This is a genomic window from Hydrocoleum sp. CS-953, from assembly GCF_002260545.1.
In the GTDB taxonomy this organism is placed as follows: Bacteria; Cyanobacteriota; Cyanobacteriia; order Cyanobacteriales; family Microcoleaceae; genus Trichodesmium.
This window is the reverse complement of record NZ_LGSU01000941.1, coordinates 1-5,570: the sequence shown is the minus strand read 5'-3', so window position 1 is coordinate 5,570 and position 5,570 is coordinate 1. Positions and strand designations below refer to the sequence as shown.

Sequence of the window (5,570 nt, the reverse complement as noted above, 5' to 3'; positions counted from 1 at the left end):
ATAAGAGTTAAAATCAGATTTATAATTTTCATAATTCTGCTAAAAATTCAGATTAACTAATAATATTTTCGATCTATGAATTAATTCTAATTATCAAACCTAGATTCCAAATTGAGAGTAAAATGAATTATAATATACACAAAAGTTAGACCAAATTTTCATATAGCAGAGAACAGTTAGAAAAACGTTTCCTAGTCTAAGATTTATCATTAGTCTATGTCCTAACTAATTCTTTCTTAGCTATAGAAATAATTAATCATTCTGACTTTTGAATTTTGACTTTTGATTTTTGATTTAAAAGAATGTCTGAATGGATTGAAATTGGTAAAATTGTTGCACCTCAAGGTTTGAGAGGAGAATTGCGAGTATATCCTAGCTCAGACTTCCCAGAAAGATTTTTAGAACCTGGAAAAAGGTGGCTATTATCACCAGGTAAAATGGAACCCCAGTCTATTGAATTATTAGGTGGTCGTTATCTTTCTAGTAAGGGTTTGTATGTAATAGAATTAGCAGGAATTGAAAATCGCGAACAAGCTGAAGCCTTACGAAATAGTCAGTTACTGATTGAAAAAGGCCATCGCCCACAACTAGAAGAAGATGAATTTTATGTACCAGACTTAATTGGTTTAACAGTTATTAATCAGTTAAATGGGGAAACTATTGGCAAAGTTGTCAGTATGATTTCTGCTGGAAATGATTTATTAGAAGTAGAAAAAATATCTACAGATACTCCTGTTATTTCTGAAGTTCATCAGGGAGATAATTTACCACAAGAAAAAGGGAGAAGTCGGCGGAAAAAACATCAACAAAAACCTCAATCTACCCAACCAAAAAATATTTTAATTCCCTTTGTCAAAGAAATTGTTCCTATAGTTGATTTTGAAAAAAGTATCATTGAAATTAATCCCCCTGAAGGCTTAATTGATTTGTAAATTTCAGTTATCAGTTATTAAAGTATAGAAACCGGGTTTGTATTAAATACCCTACGATACTGATATCTCTCTCCCACAAACCCGGTTTCTTATAACACTTCCATTGGCAGTAGATTTGATATTATTCCGACATCTGTTTCATTAATTGATAATTGATAATTACCTCTCCCTAAAAGGGAGAGGTAAGACAAATAAGGAAAAGATTTATTTTTTCCCCTTTCAAGGGGAGGCTTCAAGGCGTGAATGATCTAATTATTTAACTGTTTAATTATTAATTATTTCGGTAAAAATTAGTGTTATCCTTTCCTGATTCAAATCAGTTTAAATTCCTTAATAGCAGGTAAAAAATTTTGATTTTCATGGCTAGGACGACTAAGTTTAATCAGAACAAACCTTTGTACTGGAGTCAGATTTTCCCATTGGTCTAAATTAATTTTAATACCCACTTCTTTAGCTTTTTCCTGAACTGTTTCTGGAATTTTTTTCTCATCCATCCAAGCTGGATTTTCTTCAATAGGTAAATCTTTAGCAGGGGTATCTGTCTGCTCAATTACTAACTGATGCAGCCATGTTCGATAACTTTGAATTTCCTCTGATTTACTGCAAGGTTTATCTACCAATTCTTGACGAATTGAATGATTAAATTGATGCCAGTGGGATAATTTTAATTTAACTCCGCAGGTATCTAATTTATAGCGTACTATCATAGGAATACACCGTAAAGATTCTACAAAATCTTGCTCAAATTCAAAATAATTGTCACTCATATTTTTTTGATTTTTTTGTTAAATAACTCTGAGATATAGCAATTCTCATCTTTAAGTTAAATACATAAGTTTTGGATTTTAGCCAATAGGTAATAGCAAAAAAATACTATACCCTACTTTTTTCTATTACCTAATTTATTAAACCAGATATAGCAATCAGGAATCAGATGTGAGAATTGAAGTATTCCTTAAAGGTATATAATATAGCAGTTATCTTATGATAATAGATATATTTTTTCCTTCTTCTCTGTTCCCCGTTCCCTGTTCCCTGTTCCCTAAAAATCTCCAATATCTCACAACTCAAACCATATTGCTACATCATATTTAATGATGGGATGGAGGCTTTTTTCGTGAGCTAATAATCCAATAACTAATAGATAAANAAGTCACCATAAAAAATCCATTTTCATGCCTTTTTCGTGAAAATATTTTGCCTGTTACCCGTTCCCCGTTCCCTGTTCCCTGTTCCCTAAAAATCTCCAATATCTCACAACTCAAACCATATTGCTACATCATATTTAATGATGGGATGGAGGCTTTTTTCGTGAGCTAATAATCCAATAACTAATAGATAAAGCAAAAATAGCAAATGCTAATCCAACTAAGGCGTCTCCTCCTTTTTTATCCAAATCATAAATAATAATTTTTCGGGCTACAGCAATTAAAGAAGTAACAATTACTAACTCTAGACTAAAAACGTGCTTATGGAGGTAAGCTGTAATATTTTTNCTAATCCAACTAAGGCGTCTCCTCCTTTTTTATCCAAATCATAAATAATAATTTTTCGGGCTACAGCAATTAAAGAAGTAACAATTACTAACTCTAGACTAAAAACGTGCTTATGGAGGTAAGCTGTAATATTTTCTAAAAGTTCCAGAGCAATTAAAATATTTAAAAATAGTCCAAATATTTCAAATAAAGAATCTTTAAATAGAGGATGGGGTGCAAAGAAAAGTTTTTCAGATATAAAAACGACTAGATCGAATACAGCAAAAAGAATCACAGCAATCATAGATAAAGTCAGAACTTTAGAAACTATGATTTCCATAGATTCAATAAATTTGAGGAAAACTTCATCTCGTTCAGGAAGAACAAGATTTTTGATGGTTTTAAGGAACTTATTCATTTTGATATTTAGTATAGAATTGACATAAAATTTGGCAATTAATAGAAATTTATTGAAAGGCACCTTTTTACTATAGAGTTAAAAGAAACCAAGTAGTAGTATAAGTCTATTCTATTTCTGTTTTTTCCATCTCATTAAGCGAGTTTTTACTAGCAGCAATAATCAAAGAGCTTACTCCTGTAAAAGCTATTACTCCGACCAAGGCAGCAATTGATATATTGTGTAATAAAAGTGATAAATTTGCTTTGGATCTGGTATAATAAGGTATAGCATTTCCTGAGTTTTTTTCTGGGAAATCATCAGAATTTGATTGCATATTATCACCCTGGTTTTCAATTGTGCCCGATTAGTATACAATTAGTTATGGTCAAATAGCAATTATCAATGTTTTATAGTTTGATTAAGTTCTAGTTAAAATTGGCCTGAAGTGTGGGTATTATTTTAAAACCTTGCCCTTAAAAGCAAGGTATATATAAAAAGCTGTTTGCGTAGCATGACCTAGGATGAGCTGACTGCTAATAGCTGTTAGCTCCGCATTCCGCAGGAAATGCTTACAATTAAAGTGATCAAAATTTAACTATAATCAGAAGTTTGGAGAGTAATAGGTAAAGATATATAAACTGTTGTACCTTGATTTTTACCAGCACTTTCTAGAGTAATATTACCACCCATTAATTCCATCAAACTACGAGAAATTGCTAATCCTAAACCACAACCATTATAAGCACGAGTAGTGGAACCATCCTGCATGACAAAAGATTGAAATAATTGCTGTTGTTGACTAGGTTCAACTCCAATTCCTGTATCTTGAATAGTTACTACTGCAATCGGAATTTCATCGATATAATAAGTATTCATACCAGGTTTAAGCTGAATATCAATAGTAATACTGCCAGTCTCAGTAAACTTAATTGCATTATCAATAACATTTAAAAATATTTGCTTTAGCTTTGTCGGGTCAGCTTCTACAAATATTGATTTAGACATATTAGGTTTGTATAGTTCCAGATTTTTCTGTTGGATTAGAGGTTGTTGAGAATCGATTATTTCACTTAAACATTCAGACAAATTTACTAACTTTTTCTCAATTATAAGTTTGCCTTCTTTAATTTGTACCAAATCCAAAAGTTCATCAATTAAATCCAGCAAATGAATAGCAGATTTATCAGCTTGCTCTAATAATTCAGTTTCTTCTTCTGGGCTATCACAAAAGTTATCAAGGACTAATTTGAGCGAACAAATAATACTATTAAGTGGAGTTCTCAGCTCATGGGAAATATTTTTCATAAACTCATCTTTGTACCTATCAGCCTCCTGTAAAGCAGCATTTTTTCTCTCCAATTCAACAAATGATTTTTCTACTTGCTCTGTCATTTGATTAAATGATTGAGCCAATATTGCTAATTCATCAATGGGCACTTCCTTGACTTTTTGTTCCCAATTCCCAACAGATAAAGAAGTTGCTGCTTCTTTCAAACGTTTAACTGGTCTAATAATTAATTCACAACTAAGTAAACCAAGAAAAATTGCTAGTATAAATGCCATCAAACATAAGGCAACAGTAATTCGAGTATTGGCATAAATACGCCCCATAAAATCTGCTTGGGGAACTACTACTAAAATTAACCAATCTAAACCATATTTATCGCTAAAAGGTACGACTTGTAAAAATTGTTGTTTACCATCAATATCAAACTTCAGTAATGAAGTATTCTGAATTTGATTTAGATCCCCAAACCTGTCTCTGAGATGTTGACTTGCTAAACGAATTAAAGGGTCTTTACTATCTAAAGCGTCTATCAGTTTTGAGTCATTATTGTTATTAATAAAAGAATCGGTTTTGCCTGAACTAGCTATTAGTTCTCCAGAACGGTTTAAAATGAAGGCTTCCCCTGACTTACTAATATTCAACTTCTGTAAAAATTCATGCACTTGAGAAAAAGTGAGAGTAGCATTGACTAAGGCGATGACATTACCATCGTTATCAACTACAGGTCGAGTCGCCATCATTTTTACTTTTTCATCAATTAGGGATGTAAACATCTTACCCCAGGCTGCTTGAGCTGCACCAATACCATCTTGATACCAAGGTCGCAAACGGAAGTCATATTGGGGAACTACTTTTGTGCGCTGAGTTCGCCCCCCTTGACTATTGGTAGTATATTCGTGTAGTTCTCCGTTTGTAGATTTGTCTGTAACAATAATATTCAATGCGTTATTATCTTGGCGACTAACTGCAACCATAGTTCCTGATGTAGATGTAATCCCAATTACGCCAATAGAGTCAAAAGACTGAATTTGATTCCATAAATGAAGTTCGAGATCGTTAGTTGCTTGAATATTAAGTTGATCAAGACGAATAGCATTGACATTTAGTTGATTCACTAAATGGGGAGTTTCTAAATAAATATCCAGTTTCTTCTGAATACGGACTGTAATTTCGTTTTGTAATTGATGAGCTAAGTCGTTGACTGCACGCTTACCATTTGTAAATGACAGATATCCCACTAACCCTACTGCTGAGATAATTTGCAGTACAAATGGGACAATGACTATAGCTCGCAGGGGAAGTTTTGGTGAAAGTTGGCAAAATATAGGGTTTAGTGGTGACTTTTGCATGGTGGCGGCTTGTTTCTTTCTACTTAAGGTTCAATTATATAGGCAGGGAAAAGGGAACAGTTAGAAAAACATTTTCTCGTCTAAGATTCATTAGAGATAATTATTAATTATTAATTGTTAATTATT

General features: G+C 32.4%; 6 protein-coding genes. 1 reads left to right on the top strand and 5 read right to left on the bottom strand.

Annotated features, from left to right (window positions below; all coding sequences use genetic code 11):
* The first annotated feature begins 302 nt into the window (after positions 1-302).
* Entirely contained in the window at positions 303-932 is a 630-nt protein-coding gene (gene rimM, locus AFK68_RS12955; protein WP_094673178.1) for a ribosome maturation factor RimM, read from the top strand.
* Positions 933-1,243: 311 nt separating this feature from the next.
* Here the strand turns inward: rimM and AFK68_RS12950 are convergent, their stop codons facing one another.
* The 5 genes from AFK68_RS12950 to AFK68_RS12930 all read right to left on the bottom strand — a co-directional run bounded on the left by AFK68_RS12950 (position 1,244) and on the right by AFK68_RS12930 (position 5,444).
* Positions 1,244-1,699: a nitrate reductase associated protein gene (locus tag AFK68_RS12950; protein WP_094673177.1), complete on the bottom strand. Its 456-nt coding sequence runs from the start codon at positions 1,697-1,699 to the stop codon at positions 1,244-1,246.
* Positions 1,700-2,217: 518 nt separating this feature from the next.
* Positions 2,218-2,376 carry a phosphate-starvation-inducible PsiE family protein gene (locus AFK68_RS45010; RefSeq protein WP_371357364.1) on the bottom strand — a complete coding sequence of 53 codons (159 nt, stop codon included), beginning with the start codon at positions 2,374-2,376 and terminating at the stop codon, positions 2,218-2,220.
* A gap of 52 nt (positions 2,377-2,428) precedes the next feature.
* Positions 2,429-2,711 (bottom strand): phosphate-starvation-inducible PsiE family protein (locus tag AFK68_RS12940; RefSeq protein ID WP_371357363.1); only part of this gene is annotated, 283 nt, incomplete at its 3' end.
* A 220-nt stretch (positions 2,712-2,931) separates the two neighbouring features.
* Positions 2,932-3,141, bottom strand: coding sequence for a hypothetical protein (locus tag AFK68_RS12935; protein ID WP_094673174.1), 210 nt, complete (start codon positions 3,139-3,141; stop codon positions 2,932-2,934).
* 257 nt (positions 3,142-3,398) lie between these two features.
* Entirely contained in the window at positions 3,399-5,444 is a 2,046-nt protein-coding gene (locus AFK68_RS12930) for a sensor histidine kinase (protein WP_094673173.1), read from the bottom strand.
* Between the last annotated feature and the right edge of the window lie 126 nt (positions 5,445-5,570).

What these genes read in the sequence shown, in the direction of transcription:
- rimM (WP_094673178.1), top strand. Translation starts at nt 303, where the DNA reads ATGTCTGAATGGATTGAAATTGGTAAAATTGTTGCACCTCAAGGTTTG.
- AFK68_RS12950 (WP_094673177.1), bottom strand. Translation starts at nt 1,699, where the DNA reads ATGAGTGACAATTATTTTGAATTTGAGCAAGATTTTGTAGAATCTTTA.
- AFK68_RS12930 (WP_094673173.1), bottom strand. Translation starts at nt 5,444, where the DNA reads ATGCAAAAGTCACCACTAAACCCTATATTTTGCCAACTTTCACCAAAA.
- AFK68_RS12935 (WP_094673174.1), bottom strand. Translation starts at nt 3,141, where the DNA reads ATGCAATCAAATTCTGATGATTTCCCAGAAAAAAACTCAGGAAATGCT.